The 18,010-nt window shown below is 74.5% G+C and carries 20 protein-coding genes; 9 read left to right on the top strand and 11 right to left on the bottom strand.

The window, feature by feature from the left end; all coding sequences use genetic code 11:
* Positions 1 to 17 precede the first annotated feature (17 nt).
* Positions 18 to 914 carry an aminoglycoside phosphotransferase family protein gene (locus GA0070620_RS06450; RefSeq protein ID WP_231922260.1) on the top strand — a complete coding sequence of 299 codons (897 nt, stop codon included), beginning with the start codon at positions 18 to 20 and terminating at the stop codon, positions 912 to 914.
* Positions 915 to 939: 25 nt separating this feature from the next.
* Positions 940 to 1,335, top strand: a complete 396-nt coding sequence (locus GA0070620_RS06455; protein ID WP_091589007.1) for an MmcQ/YjbR family DNA-binding protein — start codon at positions 940 to 942, stop codon at positions 1,333 to 1,335.
* A 33-nt stretch (positions 1,336 to 1,368) separates the two neighbouring features.
* Here the strand turns inward: GA0070620_RS06455 and GA0070620_RS06460 are convergent, their stop codons facing one another.
* Positions 1,369 to 1,842, bottom strand: a complete 474-nt coding sequence (locus GA0070620_RS06460; protein WP_091598183.1) for an SLOG cluster 4 domain-containing protein — start codon at positions 1,840 to 1,842, stop codon at positions 1,369 to 1,371.
* Between the two features lie 201 nt (positions 1,843 to 2,043).
* Here GA0070620_RS06460 and GA0070620_RS06470 point away from each other — a divergent pair, with 201 nt between their 5' ends.
* Positions 2,044 to 2,982, top strand: a complete 939-nt coding sequence (locus GA0070620_RS06470; protein ID WP_091589008.1) for a hypothetical protein — start codon at positions 2,044 to 2,046, stop codon at positions 2,980 to 2,982.
* A 6-nt stretch (positions 2,983 to 2,988) separates the two neighbouring features.
* Here the strand turns inward: GA0070620_RS06470 and GA0070620_RS06475 are convergent, their stop codons facing one another.
* From GA0070620_RS06475 to GA0070620_RS06515, 9 genes are read right to left on the bottom strand one after another with little or no spacing between them, the layout of a single operon-like run.
* Complete coding sequence (locus GA0070620_RS06475) at positions 2,989 to 3,309, bottom strand: antibiotic biosynthesis monooxygenase family protein (RefSeq protein ID WP_091589009.1); 321 nt, start codon at positions 3,307 to 3,309, stop codon at positions 2,989 to 2,991.
* Positions 3,302 to 4,552: a beta-ketoacyl synthase N-terminal-like domain-containing protein gene (locus GA0070620_RS06480; RefSeq protein ID WP_091589010.1), complete on the bottom strand. Its 1,251-nt coding sequence runs from the start codon at positions 4,550 to 4,552 to the stop codon at positions 3,302 to 3,304. The genes GA0070620_RS06475 and GA0070620_RS06480 overlap by 8 nt, the downstream gene beginning before the upstream one ends.
* Complete coding sequence (locus GA0070620_RS06485; protein ID WP_091589011.1) at positions 4,549 to 5,823, bottom strand: beta-ketoacyl-[acyl-carrier-protein] synthase family protein; 1,275 nt, start codon at positions 5,821 to 5,823, stop codon at positions 4,549 to 4,551. The genes GA0070620_RS06480 and GA0070620_RS06485 overlap by 4 nt, the downstream gene beginning before the upstream one ends.
* Positions 5,820 to 6,224, bottom strand: coding sequence for a cupin domain-containing protein (locus tag GA0070620_RS06490; RefSeq protein WP_091589012.1), 405 nt, complete (start codon positions 6,222 to 6,224; stop codon positions 5,820 to 5,822). Before GA0070620_RS06490 ends, GA0070620_RS06485 begins: the two co-directional genes overlap by 4 nt.
* Positions 6,217 to 6,957, bottom strand: a complete 741-nt coding sequence (locus GA0070620_RS06495; RefSeq protein ID WP_091598187.1) for an SRPBCC family protein — start codon at positions 6,955 to 6,957, stop codon at positions 6,217 to 6,219. The genes GA0070620_RS06490 and GA0070620_RS06495 overlap by 8 nt, the downstream gene beginning before the upstream one ends.
* Before the next feature lie 14 nt (positions 6,958 to 6,971).
* Positions 6,972 to 8,480 (bottom strand): acetyl-CoA carboxylase biotin carboxylase subunit, encoded by a 1,509-nt coding sequence (locus GA0070620_RS06500; RefSeq protein ID WP_091589013.1) that lies wholly within the window; start codon positions 8,478 to 8,480, stop codon positions 6,972 to 6,974.
* 12 nt (positions 8,481 to 8,492) lie between these two features.
* Positions 8,493 to 9,002, bottom strand: coding sequence for an acetyl-CoA carboxylase biotin carboxyl carrier protein (gene accB / locus GA0070620_RS06505; protein ID WP_377520563.1), 510 nt, complete (start codon positions 9,000 to 9,002; stop codon positions 8,493 to 8,495).
* Between the two features lie 23 nt (positions 9,003 to 9,025).
* On the bottom strand, positions 9,026 to 10,729 hold the full coding sequence (locus GA0070620_RS06510; protein WP_091589015.1) for an acetyl-CoA carboxylase carboxyltransferase subunit alpha: 1,704 nt from the start codon (positions 10,727 to 10,729) through the stop codon (positions 9,026 to 9,028).
* Positions 10,726 to 11,067, bottom strand: coding sequence for a TcmI family type II polyketide cyclase (locus GA0070620_RS06515; RefSeq protein ID WP_091589016.1), 342 nt, complete (start codon positions 11,065 to 11,067; stop codon positions 10,726 to 10,728). Before GA0070620_RS06515 ends, GA0070620_RS06510 begins: the two co-directional genes overlap by 4 nt.
* Positions 11,068 to 11,487: 420 nt before the next feature.
* Here GA0070620_RS06515 and GA0070620_RS06520 point away from each other — a divergent pair, with 420 nt between their 5' ends.
* The 5 genes from GA0070620_RS06520 (at position 11,488) to GA0070620_RS06540 (ending at position 16,554) form a co-directional block, all read left to right on the top strand.
* On the top strand, positions 11,488 to 12,324 hold the full coding sequence (locus GA0070620_RS06520; protein WP_091589017.1) for an AfsR/SARP family transcriptional regulator: 837 nt from the start codon (positions 11,488 to 11,490) through the stop codon (positions 12,322 to 12,324).
* An 84-nt stretch (positions 12,325 to 12,408) separates the two neighbouring features.
* The gene (locus GA0070620_RS06525; RefSeq protein WP_091589018.1) at positions 12,409 to 12,756 is read left to right on the top strand and encodes a TcmI family type II polyketide cyclase; all 348 of its coding nucleotides are present in this window, start codon (positions 12,409 to 12,411) and stop codon (positions 12,754 to 12,756) included.
* Between the two features lie 5 nt (positions 12,757 to 12,761).
* Positions 12,762 to 14,111, top strand: coding sequence for an FAD-dependent oxidoreductase (locus GA0070620_RS06530; RefSeq protein ID WP_091589019.1), 1,350 nt, complete (start codon positions 12,762 to 12,764; stop codon positions 14,109 to 14,111).
* Positions 14,112 to 14,309: 198 nt separating this feature from the next.
* Positions 14,310 to 15,224 carry a hypothetical protein gene (locus GA0070620_RS06535; protein WP_091589020.1) on the top strand — a complete coding sequence of 305 codons (915 nt, stop codon included), beginning with the start codon at positions 14,310 to 14,312 and terminating at the stop codon, positions 15,222 to 15,224.
* A 154-nt stretch (positions 15,225 to 15,378) separates the two neighbouring features.
* Positions 15,379 to 16,554, top strand: coding sequence for a low temperature requirement protein A (locus GA0070620_RS06540; RefSeq protein WP_091589021.1), 1,176 nt, complete (start codon positions 15,379 to 15,381; stop codon positions 16,552 to 16,554).
* A gap of 55 nt (positions 16,555 to 16,609) precedes the next feature.
* On the opposite strand, the gene GA0070620_RS06545 is transcribed toward GA0070620_RS06540, so the two are convergent.
* Positions 16,610 to 17,437, bottom strand: coding sequence for a hypothetical protein (locus GA0070620_RS06545; protein ID WP_091589022.1), 828 nt, complete (start codon positions 17,435 to 17,437; stop codon positions 16,610 to 16,612).
* 258 nt (positions 17,438 to 17,695) lie between these two features.
* Between GA0070620_RS06545 and GA0070620_RS06550 the strand changes: the two genes are divergently transcribed.
* Positions 17,696 to 17,902, top strand: coding sequence for a hypothetical protein (locus tag GA0070620_RS06550; RefSeq protein ID WP_091589023.1), 207 nt, complete (start codon positions 17,696 to 17,698; stop codon positions 17,900 to 17,902).
* The last annotated feature ends 108 nt before the right edge of the window (positions 17,903 to 18,010 follow it).

Here is an 18,010-nt window from a genome sequence, read left to right on the forward strand (position 1 = left end):
GGGGCAGGCTCGGGCGCGTGGGAGACGAGATCGCGATCGCCGACCGGATCGACACCGCGCTGGTGCGCCGGCTCGTCGCGGCCCAGTTCCCGCGCTGGGCCCACCTGCCGGTACGGCCCGTCACGGACGGCGGCTGGGACAACCGCACCTTCCGCCTCGGCGACGCGATGACCGTGCGCCTGCCCAGCGCCGAGGGGTACGCGCCGCAGGTGGCCAAGGAGCAGCGGTGGCTGCCGCTGCTGGCGCCGCACCTACCGCTGCCGGTGCCCACCCCCCTCGCCGAGGGTGCGCCCGACGAGGGCTACCCGTTCCCGTGGTCGGTCCACCGCTGGATCGACGGAAAGGTCGCACACCCGGACCGGATCGCCGACCTGACCGCCTTCGCGGTCGACCTCGCCCACTTCCTCGCCGCGCTCCAGGCCGTCGATCCGACCGGCGGACCGGCCGCGGGCGCGCACAGCGCCTGGCGCGGCGCGCCCCTGGCCACGTACGACGTGGACACCCGGCGTGCCCTCGACCGGCTCGGTGACCGGGTCCCGGCCGACGAGGCGACCGAGATCTGGACGGCCGCCCTGGACGCCACCTGGGCCGGCCCGCCGGTCTGGTTCCACGGTGACGTGGCGGTCGGCAACCTGCTGGTGCGCGACGGCCGGCTGGCCGCCGTCATCGACTTCGGCTGCTGCGGCGTCGGCGACCCGGCGTGCGACGTGGTCATCGCGTGGACGCTGCTGCACGGGGCGAGCCGCGCGGCGTTCCGGGAGACGCTGGCGGTCGACGAGGCGACCTGGGCGCGCGGCCGCGGCTGGGCACTGTGGAAGGCGCTGATCACCCTGGACAACCCGGACCGGGTCAAGGCCGCCGGCGCCCGGCACGCCCTCGACGAGGTGCTGGCCGAGTGGCAGGCCTCCCGCTGAACCCGTCGGGCCGTACCCTCGGAGGGTGGCCAGCTGGGAGGATGTCCGTCGGATCGTCGCGAGCCTGCCGGAGACGACCGAGCGCGGGTCGTACGACGGCCTGCCGGCCTGGCGGGTGCGTGACAAGCCGTTCGTCTGGGAGCGACCGTTGCGCAGGGCCGAGCTGGCCGCGCTCGGTGACGCCGCCCCGGACGGGCCGATCCTCGGCGCCCGGGTGCCCGACCTCGGCGCGAAGGAGGCCCTGCTCGCCGACGACCCGGCCGTCTACTTCACCACGCCCCACTTCGACGGCTACCCGGCGGTGCTGGTGCGGCTGGACCGGATCGCGCTGCCCGAGCTGACCGAGCTGGTGGTCGAGGCCTGGTACGACCGGGCGCCGAAGCGGCTCGCCGCCGCGCACCGGGCGCAGACGGCGCGGTGAGCGACCGGCTCAGCGAGCGGTCGCCGGCCGGCGTCAGTCCGACAGCGCCACCCGGACCGCCTCCTCGGGGGTGCCCACGGCCTCCGGGCCGCCGACCGGGTCGCCCGCGGCGTCGACGATCCGCCACCCGCCCAGCAGCACCACCGGGATGCCGCCGTGTCGCATCGCGAGCGCCACCTCGCTGAGCGTGCCCCAGGAACCGCCGACGGCGATCACCGCGTCGGCGCTCCACACCAGCACCGCGTTGCGGGCCTGACCGAGGTTGCTGCGGATGGTCGCGGACACGTCGGCCACCGGTCCGGGGGCGGTGCCGTCGTCGGGGCGTACGCCGATGACCAGGCCGCCGCGGGAGCGGGCGCCGGCGGCGACCGCGGCCATCACGCCGCCACCGCCTCCGCAGAGGACGGTCGCGCCGCGCTCGGCGAGCAGCTCACCGACCCGGCGGGCGTCCGCGACCTCCGCCTCCGTCGCGGCCGCCGGACCGCAGACCGCCACCTGGTACGCCACCGCCACCACCTCTTCCGCCGCCCGACCCTACCCGGCGCCCACGGCGCCGGCGTGGCCGTTTCCGGCGGGGCCGACGCCGGCCGCTGTCCACGTCCCGACCACCCCGGTTGTTCGCCGGCCGTTCGCCGCCGGGCTGCCCGGGCGTACGCCGGAGGCCCTAGCGTGGTCGGCCGGACCGGACGCCGCAGGAGGCCGCCCCGCATGACGCCGTCACCGAGCAGTCGCACCAGCCCGGCCCACGTGACGGCGGTGCGCCGGATCGGCGACACGGCACCGCACAGCGCGTTCACCGACCTGGTGCGGCACGGTGAGCGCTGGTTCTGCGCGTTCCGCGAGGGCACCACGCACGTCTCCGGCGACGGCGTGGTCCGGGTACTCACCTCCGTCGACGGGCGCTCGTGGAGCTCCGCGGCGGAGCTGCGCCGCGCGGCCAGCGACCTGCGGGACCCGCACTTCGTGTCCCGTCCGGACGGTCGCCTGCAACTGTTCGCGGCCGCCGCGACCGGCGAGACCACGAAGGAGTTCCGGACGGTCACCTGGCTCTCCCGCGACGGCCACCGCTGGGGCGACCCGACCCCGGTCGGCGAGCCGCACGTCTGGGTGTGGCGGGCCGGTTGGCGCGACGGCGCGATGTACGGGCTGGGCTACGCCACCCGGGAACCGCGCTTCCTGCGGCTCTACCGCAGCGGCGACGGGCTGGACCTGCACCCGGTGGTGGAGACCCTGTTCAGCGGCGGTTACCCGAACGAGTCGGGCCTGGTCTTCGAGCCGGACGGGACCGCGCTGTGCCTGCTGCGTCGTGACCGGGACACGGCCACCGCGCAGCTCGGCCGGGCCCGCCCCCCGTACCGGGACTGGCAGTGGACCGACCTGGGCGTCCAGGTGGGCGGCCCGGCGCTGCTGCGGCTGCCGGACGGTCGGCTGCTGGCCGGCGTACGGCTGCACGACGGCCGGGTCCGCACGGCGGTCTGCGCGCTCGACGCCGAGCGGGGCGAGTTGACCGAGCTGGTCGCCCTGCCCTCCGGCGGTGACACCAGCTACCCGGGGCTGGTGTGGCACGACGACGTGCTGTGGGTCAGCTACTACTCCAGCCACGAGGGACGCACCAGCGTCTACCTCGCCGAGGTGACCCTGGGCTGAGCGGGGTCAGACCGGCGTCGGGGTCTGCGCGTGGATGTGGAAGCGCAGCGAGCGGGCGTCGGTGAAGCACTCCCGCATGGGCCGGACCAGGTCCCGGTGCTCCGCGCTGCGTTCCCACGCCTCGAAGTCCGCGAGGGTCGCCCACTCGCTGGTGATGAGCCACTGCTCCGGGTCGGCGGAGGACCGGCACACCTGGTCCACCAGATGGCCCGGCACCCCACCGGCGACCAGGTGCCGAATCGCCTCGTACGCGGCCAGGAACGCCGCCGTACGCTCGGTGGGCACCCGCACCAGGAACACCACGCGCGCCCGCTGTCCGTCAGTCATCGTCGTCCTCCCTCGACGGTGCCGCCCCGCGCAGCACCAGTGCGCTGTTGAACCCGTCGAAGCCCCGCGCGCAGACCAGCGCCACCCGGCTGCGCGGCCGCCGGTGCTCGCGCAGGAAGTCCAGCTCGCAGCCGTCGGCCACCTCGTCCGGTCCCGCCGAGGCGGGCAGGGTGTCGTGGCGGAAGGCGAGCAGCGCCGTCGCCACGTCCAGGGCGGAGCCGCCCTGGTGGGCGCGCCCGGTCAGCGGCTTCGCGGTGCTCACCGGTGGCGGCCGGTCGCCGAACACCGTCCGCAGCGCCGTCGCCTCGCTCCGGTCGTAGCGGGCCACGCCCAGCGCGTCGGGCAGCACCAGGTCCACCGCCTCCGGCCCGACGCCGGCCCGCTCCAGGGCCAGCCGCATCGCCCGGGCGTACTGCGTGGGGTCGCCCGCGCTGTCCGGGCCGGTGTGCGCGGCGTCGTGGGTGGCCGCCCAGCCGGTCAGCTCGCCGTAGACCCGGGCGCCCCGCGCCAGCGCGTGCCCCAGCTCCTCCACCACGAAGACCGCGCCGCCCTCGGCCGGCAGGTAGCCGCTGGCGCCGGCGTCGAACGGGCGGTAGGCCCGCTCCGGGTCGGCCACGTCGCTGAGCAGACCGGAACGCAGCTGGCAGGCCAGGGCGTACGGGCTCAGCGGGCACTCGGTGCCGCCGGCGATCACCACGGGGGTGCCCCGGCGCACCGACCGGACGGCGTGCGCGAGGCTGTCCAGGCCGCCGGCCGCCTCGCTGACCAGCACCCCGCACGGGCCCTTCAGCTGGTGGTGGATGCTGAGCTGCCCGACGCTGGCGGCGTAGAACCAGGCGATCGACTGGTACGCCCCGACCGTGCGCGACGGGCCGCCCCACAGCCGCTGCAGTTCCCGCTGGCCAAACAGGTTGCCGCCCGAGGAGCTGGCGAGGGTGACCGCGTACCCGTACGGGTCGGTGGCCTTCTCCGGCAGCCCGGCGTCGGCCAGCGCCAGCCGGGTGGCCGCGAACCCCAGGTGGGTCCACCGGTCGGTCTGCACGAGCTGGCGGCTCTCCGCCCAACCGCCGGAGTCGAAGCCGGGCACCTCGCCGGCGAGGCGGGTCGGGTAGCCGGCCGGGTCGAACAGGGTGATCGGGCCGGTGCGGCGGGTGCCGGTCAGCACCGTACGCCAGTGCGCGTCGGCGCCGACGCCGCTCGGCGCGACCACCCCGATGCCGGTGACCACCGCCCGCGCGGTCACGCGGCGACCGCCCCGGACAGCCGACGGAAGATCATCGCGGACTGGAAGCCGCCGAAGCCGCTGCCCACCGACAGGGCCGTGTCGACCGGCAGCTCCCGCGCCTCGTTCGGCACGTAGTCCAGGTCGCACTCCGGGTCGCGGGTGGTCCAGTTGGCCGTCGGCGGCACCACCCCGAACTCGATCGCCAGCGCACAGGCCGCCATCTCGATCGAGCCGATCGCGCCCAGCGAGTGGCCCACCATCGACTTGATGGAGCTGACCGGCACCCGGTACGCGGCGTCGCCCAGCGCGCGCTTGAACGCGGCGGTCTCGTGCCGGTCGTTCTGCCGCGTGCCGGAGCCGTGGGCGCTGATGTACGACACGTCCTCCGGCGCGATCCGGGCCTGCCGCAGCGCCGCGCTGATGGCCAGCGCCATCTCCACCCCGTCCGGCCGCAGCCCGGTCATGTGGTAGCCGTTGCTGTGGTTGGCGTACCCGGCGACCTCGCAGTAGACGTGCGCGCCCCGCCGGCGGGCGTGCCCGGCCTCCTCCAGCACCAGCACCGCCGCGCCCTCGGCGAGCACGAAACCGTGCCGGTCGGCGTCGAAGGGTCGGGAGGCGTGCGCGGGGTCGTCGTTGTCCGGGCTGGTCGCCTTGATCGCGTCGAAGGACGCGACGGTGACCGGCGAGATCGGCGAGTCGGCGGCCCCGGCGAGGACGACGTCGACCTCGCCGTCGGCGATGAGCTGGTGGGCGTAGCCGATGGCGTCGATGCCGGAGGTGCAGCCGGTGGAGACCACCTGGGCCGGGCCGTGCAGCCCGTGCCGGCAGGCGACGTCCGCGGCGAGGCTGCTCGGCACGAGGGCCTGGTAGAGGTACGGGCCGCCGCGGGCCGGGTCGACCAGCCAGCGCCGGCCGGAGTCGCTGACCTCGACGTACTGCTGCTCCAACGCCATGGTGCCGCCCACCGCGGTGCCGAGCACCACCCCGGCCCGCTCCCGCTCGGCGTCGGTGAGCGCCAGGCCGGCGTCGGCGACCGCCTCGTCGGCGCAGGCCAGGGCGAACTGCACGTACCGGTCGGAGCGGCGTCGGTCGACCTCGGTGAGACCGGCGGCGACCGGGTCGAAGTCGCACTCGGCGGCGATCCGGGACCGGAACGGCGACGGGTCGAAGAAGGTGATCCGCCGGGTGGCCGTCCGACCCTCGGTGATCGACTTCCAGAACCGGTCCCGGGTGACGCCGCCCGGGGCGACCACGCCGATCCCGGTCACCACCGTGCGGCGCCCACTCATGACGTGCCTCGCTGTTCGACCAGCTCCGTGTCGACGTGACCGAGTTCCGGTCGGGGCGCGAGGGGCCCCAGGTGGAAGACGACCTCGGCCGGCTCGTCGCCGGTGTTGCGCAGTCGGTGGCGGACGTTGAGCGGCACGAACAGTGCCTCGCCCGCGTCCAGCGGCACCGGTTCGTCGTCCAGGTCCACCGTGATGGCGCCCCGCGCGACGTAGAGGAACTCCTCGCTGTAGGGGTGGTAGTGCTCGGCGATGCGTTCCCCCGGCTGGAGGGCGGCCACGCCGAGGAAGCCGGAGGTGGCGCCGACGGTACGCGGGCCGAGCAGCACCCGCAGCTCCCCGCCACGGCGGCGGTCCGCCGGCACGTCCCGCGCGGCGACGAGGCCCAGGGTGCGCTCATTCATCGCCGACCCCCGCTCCACCCACGACCGCGATCTCGCCGGTACGCACCCGCCGCTCGATCCGCTCCTTGATGACGGCGAGCTGCACGGCGCTGTTGGCGTTGATCCGGTCGGTCATGGCGGCGTTGTCCACCGGGGCGGTCGGCTTCATCGCGAAGTCCTGCACCCAGGTCATCCGGGTGCCCTCCGGCTCGGCGGCGTACCACCAGTGGATCCGCATGTACTCGAACGGCCCGGTCTCCACCCGTCGGGCGTGCACCTGCCGGGTCGCCGGGTCGGCGGTGCGCTCGCTGACCCAGCTCCACGAGACCCCGTTCTCGTCCGGGTACATGGTGAGCCGGAACCGCACCGTGTCACCCTCGCGGTGCAGGATCTCCACCACGGCGTACTCGGTGAACAGCTCCGTCCAGTTCGCCACGTCGTTGGTGATGTCCCAGACCAGCGGCAGCGGAGCGTCGATGACGATGCTGTTCTCGGTGTGCCCCGGCTGCTCGGAGCCGCGGGCGACGAGGTCGGCGACGGCCGGGATGCTGAGCTGCGCGGCCTGCTCGGGTATCTGCACCCGGTAGCGGTCGGCGACGACGGCGGAGAGTTCGAGCAGCGCGAGCGAGTCCAGGCCGAGCTCCTCCAGGGAGGCGGCCGGGGCGTTGGCGGCGGCCTCGGCGTCGAGTCCGCAGTGGGCCACCAGGATGTCGGTGATCTCGGTGGTCAGCGGGTGGCCTCGGGTGACGGTCATCGGGTCCTCCTGGGTCATGCGGACGATCCGGCCGGGGCCGGCGGACGGGTGGCGGTCACCGGCGCGGCCGGTGGTCGAGGTGCGGTGGACGTCGGGGCGTCCCCGGCGGGTGCGGCCTGCTCCGGCGGGGCGGGCGGTGCGGGCTGCTCCGGTGCGGCCGGGTCGGGTGGCGGGTCGACGGCGAGCAGCCGGTCGACCAGGCCGGTGGTGTAGCGACCCTTGCGGAACGCGGCGTCGTCGAGGACGCGCCGGACGAACGGGATCGTCGTCCGCACTCCCGGCCCGCCGATCTCGAACTCGTCGAGGGCGCGTTCGAGCCGGTTGAGCGCCAGCTCGCGGTCCGGTGCCCAGACGACCACCTTGGCGAGCAGCGAGTCGTAGTGCGGGCCGACCACGTAGCCGGGCCGGCCGTGGGTGTCCACCCGGGTGAACGGGCCGCCGGGCGGCACGAACCGCTCCAACCGGCCGGGTGTGGGCGCGAAGCCGCGGTCCGGGTCCTCCACGTTGACCCGGCACTCCACCGCCACCCCACGGGGGCGGATCTCGTCCTGGCTCCAGCGCAGCGGCACCCCGGCGGCGATGTGCAGCTGCTCGTGCACCAGGTCTATCCCGGTGATCATCTCGGTGACCGGGTGCTCCACCTGGATCCGGCAGTTGATCTCCAGGAAGTGGAACCGTTCCTCGGCGTCGACCAGGAACTCCAGGGTGCCCGCGCCGGTGAACCCGACCGCCAGGGCGCCGCGCAGCGCGGTCTCGGCGATGGTGTCCAGGGTGGCGGCGGACAGCGCCGGCGCGGGTGCCTCCTCCACCAGCTTCTGGTGGCGCCGCTGCACCGAGCAGTCCCGGGTGCCCAGGTGCACCCCGTTGCCGTGCGCGTCGCAGAGCACCTGCACCTCGACGTGTCGGGCGTCGGTCAGGTACCGCTCGACGTACACCCGGTCGTCGCCGAAGGCGGCCAGCGCGGCGGCACGGGTCTTCGCGTACGCCCGGGGCAGGTCGGCCGGTGACCACACGACGGTCATGCCGCGCCCGCCGCCCCCGGCCGCCGCCTTGACGATCACGGGGTAACCGATCCCGGCGGCCACCTCGACGGCCGCGTCCACGGTGACCACCGGCTGGACGCTGCCCGCCGGCAGCGGCAGGCCGGCGCGGCTCATCAGGGCCCGGGCCGAGGACTTGTCGGCCAGCGCGGCCATCACCTGCGGGGGCGGGCCGATGAAGGTCAGGCCGTTCTCGGCGCAGATCTCGGCGAAGTCGGCGTCCTCGGACAGGAACCCGTAGCCGGGGTGCACCGCCTGGGCGCCGACCTGGCGGGCCGCCTCCACGATGGCGGCGGCGTTGAGGTAGCTGCGGCGGCTGGCCGCCGGCCCGATCCGAACGGCCTGGTCGGCGAGGCGCACCGCGGCCGACTCGGCGTCCGCGGCGGAGTAGACCACGGCCGTACGGATACCGAGTTCGCGGCACGCGCGCAGCACCCGCAGGGCGATCTCACCCCGGTTGGCGATCAGCACCTTGTCGAACATCCCGCACCGCCCTCAGGCCGGATCCAGCGCGAGCAGCGGCTGGTCGTACTCCACCGGCTGCCCGTCCTCGGCCAGCACGGCGGCGACCCGCCCGCCCCGGTCCGCGGTCACCTCGTTCATCAGCTTCATCGCCTCGACGATCCCGACCACCTGGCCGGGTCGGACCAGGTCGCCGACCGCGACGTACGGGGCGGCGCCCGGCTCCGGCGCCCGGTAGAAGGTGCCGACGATCGGCGCGCGGACCGTGGCGTGCGGGTCCGCGTCCGGCTCGTCGGCGGCCGGTGGCGGTGCCGGGCGGGCCACGGCCGGCGCCTCGGCGACCGTGGTCGGCGCCGCCGGGGGGAGCGCGACGCTGCCGTGCCACTCCACCTCCAGCACGGTCTCGCCGCTGCGCAGCCGCACCCGGCGGACCGGACCGGCCAGTTCGGCGACCAGGTGCTGGGCGTGCCGGCGGAGCCCGGCGAGCACCGCGTCCGTGCCGTCCGGGCCGCCGGTCGCCGGTTCGGCGGGCACCGGCGCCACGTCGGACCGGGCCGGGCCGCGCGTCACCGGGCACCCGCCCGGAGGCTGGCGCGGGCCGCGCCGAAGCGCCGGAAGCGTTGCCGGCGCAGGCGCACCAGCGTCGCGGCCGGCACGTCGAGCAGCGGCAGCAGGTTGTCCCGCACCACGTCGCGCAACGCCCGCGCGGTCGCCTCCGGGGCGACGTGCGCGGCGCCCTCGGGCTCCGGCACGATCTCGTCGACGACGCCGAGGCGACGCAGGTCCGGCGCGGTCAACCGCAGCGCCCGGGCCGCCTGCGGCGCCGCCGACCGGTCCGGCCACAGGATCGCGGCGCAGCCCTCGGGGCTGATCACCGAGTAGACGGCGTGCTCCAGCATGAGCACCCGGTCCGCCACGGCGAGGGCGAGCGCCCCGCCGCTGCCACCCTCGCCGGTGACCACCGCGATCACCGGAGTGGGCAGGACGGTGAGGGCGAGGATGTTCTCGGCGATGGCCGCCGCCTGGCCCTGCTCCTCGGCGCCCACGCCCGGATCGGCGCCCGGCGTGTCCACCAGTGTCACCACCGGCAGGCCGAGCCGCGCGGCCAGACGCATCAGCCGAAGGGCCTTGCGGTGTCCGGCGGGGCTGGCCATGCCGAAGTTACGGGCAACCAGCTCGGCGGTGGTGTGGCCCTTCTGGTGACCGATGACCATGACCGGGTGACCGTCGACGCGGGCGACGCCGCCGACGACGGCGGGACAGTCGCCGCCGAGCCGGTCGCCGTGCAGCTCGACGAAGCCGTCGAACGCGGACTCCAGGTAGTCCAGGGTGGTCGGTCGGCCGGGGTGCCGCGCCAGGCGTACGGTCGCCCACGGGTCTCCGTCGGCGGGGGCCGTCGGGGCCGGGTCGGGTGTCGGCGCCTTCGCCGGGCGGCGGGGCGCCGGCGGTCGCGTGGCGGATGGGCGGGCGGCCCGCGCGGCGGCGAGCAGCGCCACCAGCCGGCCCCGCAACGCGCGACGGGGCACCACCATGTCGACCTGGCCGTGCCGCAGCAGGAAGTCGGCGGTCTGGAAGCCGTCCGGCAGTGCCCGCCCGGTGACCTGTCGGATCACCCGGGGGCCGGCGAAGCCCATCCGTGCGCCGCTCTCGGCGACCACCACGTCGGTGTTGGTGGCGAAGGACGCGGCCACCCCTCCGTACGTGGGGTCGGTGAGCACGCTGACGGTGAGCAGCCCCGCCTCGCGCAGCGCCGCGACGGCCTGGCTGACCGTCGCCATCTGCATCAGCGACAGCACACCCTCCTGCATCCGCGCGCCGCCGGAGGCGGTGACGAGGATCAGCGGTACGCGGTCGTCCAGCGCGCGCTCGGCCGCGCAGGTGATCAGCTCGCCGACCGCGCAGCCGAGGCTTCCGCCCAGGAAGCGGAAGTCCATCACGGCGAGCGTCGCGGGGTGGCCGCCGAGGGTGGCGGTGCCGCAGAGCACGGCCTCGGGCAGCCCGGTGCCGGCGCGGGCCGCGGTGAGCCGGTGCGGGTACGGCACCACGTCGACGAAGTCGATGGGGTCCACGTCGGCGGGCCGGTGGGGCAGCGGCCGGAACGTTCCCGGGTCCACGAGCTGCCGCACCCGGTCCGGGGCACCGAGCCGGGCGTGCACCCCGCACTCCGGGCAGACGTCCAGGTTGCGCCGCAGTCGCTTGCGGTAGAGCAGGGTGGCGCACCCCCCGCAGCGGGACCAGAGCTGCTCCTCGCGCGGGGCGGTGGCGGTCACGGCCGCCGCCCGACCGACGCCGGGGCGTCGAAGCGGTAGAAGCAGCGCGCCAGGGCGTCGCGCGGCTCGCGCCACTGCGGCGAGTACGGCGTGACGTACGGCGCGAGTCGGGCGCTGACCCGGGCGAACTCCGGGTGGCCGCGCACCGCCTCGACCGCGGTGTCCCCCGGCAGCTCGGTCTCGAGCAGGTGCACGTACAGGTCGTGCAGCCGGTAGAGCGACCGGTGGCGTACGCCGGCCAGGTGTGGCAGCTCCGTGGCGTCGGATTCCGCGAAGATCTCCGCGACCTGCGTCTCCGCGGTCGGGACCACCTTCGCGATGATGAGCGATCGATCCATGGACGGGCCTCCCCCCACGGCGGCCGGCGTCACCCGACGACGGCGCCGGACGAGCCGGACGACTGCGGCCACGATGCGGGGAACGCCGTCACGGGGGCGTCACCGCGACCGGTCCATGCGGGACGGCCCGTGGTGACGCTGCGTTGACGCAAGCTGTGTACGGGCTATGTATTGCCTGATCGGAAGATCATTACATCGGCAACTATCCGCAGTTCAGAGCCCATTTCATGGTTGCCCGCTCGCAATCCTGGAAGTCGACTATCCGTTGACCGAGAGTGACCGTTATTGATAATCTTCGTGGCGGTCAGCCCGGCCAGCCCGGCGGCCCCGGCGCGGCGCCGCGTCGTCGGCGGCGCGCGTCACGAACGCCGGGGCAACACAGCAGACAGTCGGGACGAGCGTTCCACAGGGGGTACCGCCGTGGCCGCTGATCCGTTCACGTCGACGCCCGACGTCGACGTCTCCCTACACCTGCTCGGCGGTTTCCGGCTGCTCCACGGCACCGCACCGGTGGTGGTGCCCCGCGGCCTGCAACGGGTGATCGCGCTGATCGGGTTGCGGCCCGGCGCCACCCGCAGCCAGCTCGCCGGGCTGCTGTGGCCGGACGCGTCGGAGGAGCGGGCGCTGTCGTCGCTGCGTACCGCCCTGTGGCGGCTGCGGCAGGACCCCTGCTGCCCCCTCGTCGTCACCGCCGACACCGTCCAGCTCGACCCGACGGTGTGGCTCGACGTCGACGAGCTGACCGGCACGGCGGCCCGGGTCCGCGACGGCGCCGACCCCCGCGCCACCGCCGGCGCGCTCGCCGCCGGCCGGCACGACCTGCTCCCCGGCTGGTACGACGACTGGGTGCTGCTGGAACGGGAACGACTGCGGCAACTACGCCTGCACATGCTGGAGCAGGTGGCCGGGCAGCACCTGACGGCGGGCCGGCACGGCGAGGCCCTGGAGGCCGCCCTGGAGGCGATGGCCGCCGAGCCGCTGCGCGAGACCCCGCACCGGCTGGTGGTGCGCATCCACCTGGCCGAGGGCAACGCCTTCGAGGCGGTGCACGCCTTCTACGTCTACCGCGACCTGCTCCTGCGCGAGCTGCGGCTGGAGCCCTCCCCCGCGATGTGCGCGCTGCTCGACGAGACCCTCGCCCCGATCCGCCGGGCCACCCGGGAGACCGCCGCGACACCCCGCCGGGCGCCGGGACACCCCGGTCGCGCCCCGGCCGGACCAGCCCGACCGCCGTCACCGTCGCGGCGCAACGCGTGACGGCGAGGTGACAGTCCGGCCGGCACGGTGGGCGGCACAGCAGTCCCGTGGCCCCGCAGGGGAGCCACCGGCGGAAGGGGTCCGATGAGCCGTCTACTGATCATCAGCAGGATCGTCCCCGGCGCGGAGGGTCGGGTGGCGCAGATCTTCGCCGAGTCCGACGCGACCGAACTGCCCGGCCTGACCGGGGTCACCCACCGGTCCCTGTACTGCCTGCACGACGTCTTCGTGCACGTGATGGAGACCGCCGAGATCGACCCGGAGGCCCTCGGCGCGGCGCGCAACCACCCGCTCTACCAGCAGGTCAACGAGCGGCTCTCCGCGCACACCTCGCCGTACCTGCCGACCTGGCGCTCGCCGCGCGACGCGATCGCCGGCTGCTTCTACCGCTGGGACGCCGCCACGGCGCCCGCGCCCCGGGCGGCGGGCTGAGCGCCATGTCCGCCAGACCACCGCACGTCCTGATCATCGGCGCCGGCACCGGCGGTCTCTGCCTGGCGCACGGGCTGCGCCAGGCCGGGATCAGCGTCGCCGTCTACGAGCGGTACCGCACCTCGACCGACGGGCTGCTCGGCTACCGGGTCGGCATCGGCCCGACGGGCAGCCGGGCGCTGCGGGAGTGCCTACCGCCGCACCTGTTCGCCACCTACCTCGCCACCTGCGCCCGCTCCCCCCGCTGGTTCAACGTCATCACCCAGCGGATGCGGCAGACCGCGTCGTTCGAGCTGCGCCCCGACACCCACCCGGTCGACACCGAGCGGTCCGTCGCCCGGATGACCCTGCGCCACGTCCTGCTCACCGGAATGGACGACGTGGTGCATTTCGGAAAGACCTTCACCCGATACGACCAGCGCGACGACGGCACCGTCATCGCGCACTTCGCCGACGGCAGCAGCGCCACCGGTGACCTGTTGGTCGCGGCGGACGGCACCCACTCCGCCGTGCGACGACAGTACCTGCCGCACGCGGTGACCCGGGACGCCGGCACCATCAACATCGCCACCCGTATCCCCCTCACCGCGCACACCCGCGCGCTGCTGCCCGAACGCCTCCAACGGGGCATCTCGCTGATCTTCGGGGTCGGCGGGATGATGGGCGTCCTGCACGTCATGGAGTTCAAGTGGGACGCCGACGGCCGGCTGAAACCCGACGTCGCCGAGGACGACGCCGCGATCCTGGCCGGCTGGCCCGGTCTCGCCCAGGACCCGACCCGCGACAACATCAACCTCATCATCTGGAGCGCGGCTCGCCGGTTCCCGCCCGACGTCATGCAGCGCCGCGGCGAGGACCTGGTGCAGGTCGCCCTCGACCTCACCGGCAACTGGCACCCGCACCTGCGCGAACTGTTCGCCCGCAGCGACCCGGACAGCGCACTGCCCATCCGGGTCAGCACCTCCGAACCCGTGCCGCCCTGGAAGAGCAGCACCGTCACCCTGCTCGGCGACGCCATCCACACGATGACCCCGGGGCGCGGAGTCGGGGCGAACACCGCGCTGCGCGACGCCGCGCTGCTCTGCCGGCAACTGCGCCTCGCCGCGGCCGGCGACAAGACGCTGCTCCAGGCGGTCGCCGACTACGAGACGGCGATGGTGCCGTACGGGTTCGCCCGCGTCGCCGACTCGCTGAACCGCAGCGGCACCAACGGCGAGGACCGCATGTACAAACCCGTCGTCGGCCGACTCGCGCTGCTCGGCGCCCGCGGCTACTTCGGCGTCACCAGCCGCGTGCCCCCGCTGCGGCGCAAGTTCGTCGACGACTTCTACACCTACCGGGGCGAGGAGGACTGACACCCGTCCGGCCCCGGCGCCCGAGCGCGCCGGGGCCGTCGTCGTCGCCCTTCCCGACCACGGTGTGTCGCGCCACGCACACCCCCGGTACCGCCCATCCCACACCGACGGTCCTCTCTGTCGCACCAGTCGTGCGTATGCAAAGCTGCGGCGAGTTTTTGTCGCGACTTTTCCGACGAGGTGAGAGGGAGGTCTACCGTGGCGTGGTCCTTCGGGCACTCGCTGATAGTGATATTGGCCGTGGTCCTGGGTCTGGCGGCCGGCTGGCTGCTGCGTGGTCTGCGGGCCGCGCGTACCACCGGGCCGTCCGGCGTGGACGGTGAGGCGGCCGCCGGCACCGCCGTGCTGGCCGCTCCGGCGCCCGCCGCAACCGTCGACGCCGACCCGGCGCCGGCGACCATCGATCCGGCACCGACCGCGGTCGCCGACCCGCCCGTGGACACGGTCACCGGGCCGGCTCCGACGGACACCGACGCCGCGCCGGTCCCGGCGACGGCGACCGACGTCGACCCGGCGGACATGGCGCTCACCGACGACCCCGACCCGGCCCCGGTGGTCGCGCCGCGGGCCGCGCCGGACGCCGAACGGACCGAGCCGGCCGGCGACGCCGACGGGTCGGCCGAGCCGGGCGCGGCGGACAAGCCGGTCGCGCCGGTGGAGCCGGTCCCGGCCGACCAACCGACCGAGCCGGCCGCGCCGGTCGCCGCCGACTCGCCGGTCGCCAACGAGAAGGCGACTGCGCGCGACGAGCCGGCCACGGCCGACGAGCCGGTCGCCGCCGAGGAGCCGGTCGCGGTCGCCACGCCGACACCGCGGCCCGCGGTCGCCACCCCGCCGGTGCGCCCCGTCGCGGCGGCGGCGGTCGAGGTGGACGACTTCCGCCGGATCCAGGGCGTCGGCCCGAAGATGGCCGCGGCGCTGCAGGCGGCCGGGGTCCGGACCTACCGCCAGCTCGCCGAGCTGGACGAGGCGGGCCTGCGTGAGGTCATCCGGGGCGCCGGCCTGCGGGCCGCACCCGGCCTGGCCACCTGGCCGCAGCAGGCGAAGGTGCTCGCCGGCGCCTCGGACGAGGTCACGTCCGCACTGTCGACGGGCGGCAGCGACCCGGCCTGACCCTCCCGGCTCCGTGCCGCCGTCGGCGGCACGGAGCCGATCAGGGCGGCCGGGAAAATGGGCAGAACAGGCACGGCCCACTGCCGGCGTCGTTACGGTCGGACCTGGAGGAGACCACCACCAGCCGAGCCGACCTGGTAGCCAGGAGCAGCCCGTGCCGCACCGCGCGCCGGTACGTGACCCGGACGCCCCGCGCCGGGTGACCCTGCTCGAGCTCTTCTTCGACCTCGTCTTCGTGGTCGCGCTCGCCCTCATCAGCCACAACGTGGTGATCGGGCTGGACTGGCACACGGCGGGCCAAGGGCTGATCATGCTCGCCGCCATCTGGTGGACCTGGGCCATCACCACCCTGGTCACCGACATGTACGACCCCGAACGCCCGCAGATCAAGATGCTGGTCGTCGCGGTGATGTTCGGCGCCCTGCTGATGACCACCGCCATCCCCGAGGCGTTCGAGGGGCGCGGACTGCTCTTCGCCGGCACGTACGTCGCGATCCACCTCGGCCGAGGGCTCTTCCTGATGCCGCTGGTGCGTCACGAGTCGCAGACGCGCCGACGGGCGATGCGGATCTTCATCTGGTTCGCCGTGTCGTCGGCGCCCTGGATCGTCGGCGGGTTCGTCCACGACGACGCGCGGCTGCTCTGCTGGGCCGTGGCCCTGGCCATCGACTACAGCGGCTTCCGACTCGCCTACCCGGTGCCGGGCCTCGGGGTGGTACCCACCGCGCAGCGCAACGTCTACGCCGAACACCTCGCCGAGCGTTACCAGCAGTTCTTCATCATCGCTCTCGGCGACTGCATCCTGACCATCGGCACCGTCTTCAGCATGACCGACCTGGAGGCGGAGAAGATCGCCTCGTTCGCGCTGGCCTTCAGCACCACCCTGCTGCTCTGGCGGATCTACGTGCACAAGTCCGGGGAGCTGCTACCCGTCGCCATCGCCGCGTCCCGGACACCCAGCACGTTCCTGAACACCGCCCCGTACACCCATCTGCTGATGGTCGCGGGAGTGGTGACCACCGCCTCCGGCTTCGACCTGCTGCTGCACGGCGTGAAGCCGCACACCCCACCGGCGTGGATGGCGGTCATCCTGGGGGGGCCGGCGCTGTTCCTGGCCGGGCGCGCCGCGTTCGAGTACGAGGTGTTCAGCCGCGTGTCGCCCTCCCGTTTCGGCGGTCTGCTGGCCCTGCTCACCATCGCACCGGCCACCCTGTACGTCCGCCCGATGTTCACCGGGCTCCTCGCCATGCTGGTGCTGGCCGGCGTCGCCGTCGCCGACGCCTACCGCAGCTGGGGCCGACCGCCGGAGGCACCCGCGCCACCGCACTGACCGACCGACAGCGCCCCGGCTCCGGATTCCACCCTCACCCGTTCGCGCCGGGCGGTCACACCAGTGCCCCGGCGTACTCCCGGATCCGTAGCCGCTGCCGGGCGCCCGGGGCGAGGCGCACCTGAAGCCCGAGCGGCGCCGCGGCTCGCCGGACCTCGTCGACGTGGAGCGAACCGTGCCGTTCCACGATGAGAACCGGCGGCTCCTCCCACTCCCCCTCTGGCAGGTGGAACGACAGCAGGGTCACCGAGGTCGGCAGGTAGGCCGGGTACGCGGCACGGGCCGACGCCTCGTCGCGGTGCGCCACCACGACCAGGTCGGGCAGGTGAGCGAACTCGGCGGCGATGGCGTCGGCCTTCCAGTGCGCCGGTTCCTCCGCCACGCCGGTCAGGTGCCGGGACCGGTTCGCCGAGGTGATGGCGAGATGGTCCACACCCGCCTCCGCGGCCGCCCGGGCGAGGAAGGCGTTCGACGGGCAGACCGTCCCGGGCGCGATGACCTGCGCGGTACGGATGCCCCGGTCGTGCTGGGTGAGGTGCTCCGGGAGCCCGTCCGCCGCCGGGCCCCGGAAGCCGAACGGGCCGGTGGCGTAGAGGGCGTCCATCAACTGGCGTACCCGCCGCTCGGGCAGGCGGGGCGAGATCCGCGACCAGTCGAACAGCGCCGGGATGCGATGCCCGGCGGCGGTCACGCTGCCCACCTGGTCCGCCGGCCGCCCCTTCGCCAGGTTCACCCGTCGCACGGTGTCCGCGTCCGGACGGGCGACGATCGCGTAGAAGTTCGCGAAGGCGGTCGCCACGATCGCGCCGTCGGCCAGCGCGCGGGCCGCCGTCACGAGATCAGCGGGGCGGTCGATGTGCAGGTGCGGGGTGCGGACGTCCATGGCGCTCCTCCTCGGCGGGTTGCCGTGAGGCAGTTCTACGTCCGCACCCGCGGGTGACGCTTGAGGTCGGTCCTCGATCCGATAGCCGACGACCACGACGCCGTACGACCGGACGATCCGCGGTCGTACCGCTCGGGCACCGGTGACGGTCCGGAGGGTCGGGTGGGCAGCACCGATCGGCGGCACCGTTAGCCGTTCGACCCGACTGGGTACAACGCGTGCACCTCGACCCACCACAAACCCTTCAGGAGGCAAGCGATGCGCGGCAGTTCGATACTCGGAGTCATCGTCGTCATCTGGCTCATCATCGGTGCGATCGCCGCCGGCCAGCGCGGCTACTACAGCGGCGACGACACCAACTGCGCGGAGGCCGGCACCATCCTGGTCACCATCGTCGCCGGGCCGTTGAACTACATCGGGGCCAACCCGAAAATCGACTGCGAGCTCCCCCAGCCGTCCAAGTAGGACACACCCCCGCCGCATCCCGGCCCGCGCCCCTGGGGGCGCGGGCCGTTTCGCGTACGCGTTGCGGCGTACGCCCGCCCGGGCGTTCCCTCGCGGCAGGGGTGGCAC

The sequence above is a fragment of the Micromonospora krabiensis genome (assembly GCF_900091425.1).
GTDB lineage: Bacteria > Actinomycetota > Actinomycetes > Mycobacteriales > Micromonosporaceae > Micromonospora > Micromonospora krabiensis.

What these genes read in the sequence shown, in the direction of transcription:
- GA0070620_RS06545 (WP_091589022.1), bottom strand. Translation starts at nt 17,437, where the DNA reads ATGGACGTCCGCACCCCGCACCTGCACATCGACCGCCCCGCTGATCTC.
- GA0070620_RS06475 (WP_091589009.1), bottom strand. Translation starts at nt 3,309, where the DNA reads ATGACTGACGGACAGCGGGCGCGCGTGGTGTTCCTGGTGCGGGTGCCC.
- GA0070620_RS06470 (WP_091589008.1), top strand. Translation starts at nt 2,044, where the DNA reads ATGACGCCGTCACCGAGCAGTCGCACCAGCCCGGCCCACGTGACGGCG.
- GA0070620_RS06485 (WP_091589011.1), bottom strand. Translation starts at nt 5,823, where the DNA reads ATGAGTGGGCGCCGCACGGTGGTGACCGGGATCGGCGTGGTCGCCCCG.
- GA0070620_RS06515 (WP_091589016.1), bottom strand. Translation starts at nt 11,067, where the DNA reads ATGGATCGATCGCTCATCATCGCGAAGGTGGTCCCGACCGCGGAGACG.
- GA0070620_RS06490 (WP_091589012.1), bottom strand. Translation starts at nt 6,224, where the DNA reads ATGAATGAGCGCACCCTGGGCCTCGTCGCCGCGCGGGACGTGCCGGCG.
- GA0070620_RS06500 (WP_091589013.1), bottom strand. Translation starts at nt 8,480, where the DNA reads ATGTTCGACAAGGTGCTGATCGCCAACCGGGGTGAGATCGCCCTGCGG.
- GA0070620_RS06530 (WP_091589019.1), top strand. Translation starts at nt 12,762, where the DNA reads ATGTCCGCCAGACCACCGCACGTCCTGATCATCGGCGCCGGCACCGGC.
- GA0070620_RS06495 (WP_091598187.1), bottom strand. Translation starts at nt 6,957, where the DNA reads ATGACCGTCACCCGAGGCCACCCGCTGACCACCGAGATCACCGACATC.
- GA0070620_RS06550 (WP_091589023.1), top strand. Translation starts at nt 17,696, where the DNA reads ATGCGCGGCAGTTCGATACTCGGAGTCATCGTCGTCATCTGGCTCATC.
- GA0070620_RS06525 (WP_091589018.1), top strand. Translation starts at nt 12,409, where the DNA reads ATGAGCCGTCTACTGATCATCAGCAGGATCGTCCCCGGCGCGGAGGGT.